1 protein-coding gene is annotated in these 1,543 nt (G+C 54.1%); it reads left to right on the top strand.

From position 1 onward, the window contains the following. Window positions 1–13 precede the first annotated feature (13 nt). On the top strand, window positions 14–541 hold the full coding sequence (locus FBQ85_30170; GenBank protein MDL1879398.1) for a hypothetical protein: 528 nt from the start codon (window positions 14–16) through the stop codon (window positions 539–541). Window positions 542–1,543 lie beyond the last annotated feature (1,002 nt).

Here is a 1,543-nt window from a genome sequence, read left to right as displayed (position 1 = left end):
GGTTGGCTATGAAGTGAAGATCAGCAAGGGTTTCACGGAGCTGAAGCCGAGCGCGTACAGCGCCTCGGCGCAGGAGCCGGTGTTGGATTTTCATCAAGCGCCGGCTGACAAAAGCAACATGGCGCGTTATTTATTCGGCGGCTTTCAGCGCTGCCTCTATCCGGCGCAAAAATTCCAATCGGATGCCGAGCGCAAGCTGGCCATCATCATCGATCGCGAAGCGCAAAAGTGGTTCAAGCCAGCGAAAGGGCAGTTTCAAATTTTCTATAAGTCCGGTATTGATCATCTCGAATACCAGCCGGACTTCGTCGCCGAAACCGAAGAGCGCATTTTTATGCTGGAGTCAAAAGCGCGCAACGAGATGGAAGCGGCCGATGTCCTAGCGAAGAAAGAAGCCGCAGTCAAATGGTGCAGCCATGCCACGGCTTACGCGCAAGAAAACAACGGCAAACCGTGGTCTTATCTTTTAATTCCGCATGATGCAATTGCGGAGAACATGAGTATAAAGGCATTTGCGCAAAAGTTTGCGGTTTCAAGCTGAGTTTTCAGTTGGCCGAATAAGTTATCTCCGAGCGGAGCCAGGCAAAATGTCAGTGCGGAATTGCGGTTCACAACCTCGGTTGGGGGGATTTACAATGTTTTTATTTCCACAACAACATCTCCCTCCGGCCAGGGCAGCGTAAGACCCTCCGGCGAAAATGCGCGATGCTCGCCATTTATCCAAAAGCCTTGCACTTGCGCATCTTTAACTCGTTCGATATTCATCTTCAAACGAATGTTTCTTACCCGCAACTCGGTTTCCATCCGGTTTACGCCTTGCAACAAGCGCGGCCGCAAACGCAAGTGTTGCCAAGAAGGCCGTATGCCCAGCATGTGGTGCACAAAGAGTGTGATGATTTCCGCCCAATTCCAGGGAATGATCCCGATTTGCGGGCAAGGCGGAACGGGCCGTGGCCCGTAAAACTCAAACCACGTTCCGGCTTTGCCGCCCGGCAGAGTCATCAACCAGTTCAAAACGCGCCAGACTTTTTCATCATTGCCGGCTTCGAAGTAGGCGCGCGCGATAAGCAATGACGCAATCGGCCATGGGCCGGGCGAGTCCGGTTCTGAGCTGACATGATAACGGCTGTAACCGCCCGTGTCCCAACGCGTGTTCCACAATTGTTCCAAATGCGCCAGCGTATTGAGCGCCAGCTCGCCGCGCGGATCGATGAATTCCAAAGCAATCGGCAATGCGGCGGAACTATCGGGATTCAAAAGATGCGGGCCGGGCTGGCGCAAGGGAATGCTGGCCGGAAATGCCTCCGGCTCGCGCAGTCGCGCCTCGGTTTGGAGATCGCCGTTCAGCTTGCGCCGTTTGATGAGATGGCCGTTGTCGATGAGCGCATATTGCTCATCGTGCAGCATCGCATGTTTGATCGCTGCTGCCGACTTTTCCCAACCGTCTGCCTCATGGTCATACCCGAGCAGGCGCGCCAAATAGGCGGCGTCACCCAATCCCAAAGAAGGATAGAACTGATACATCAACTCCATGCCGTCTTCA

The organism is Cytophagia bacterium CHB2 (genome assembly GCA_030263535.1).
Taxonomy (GTDB): Bacteria; Zhuqueibacterota; Zhuqueibacteria; order Zhuqueibacterales; family Zhuqueibacteraceae; genus Coneutiohabitans.
This window is presented reverse-complemented; position numbering and strand designations above follow the sequence as displayed.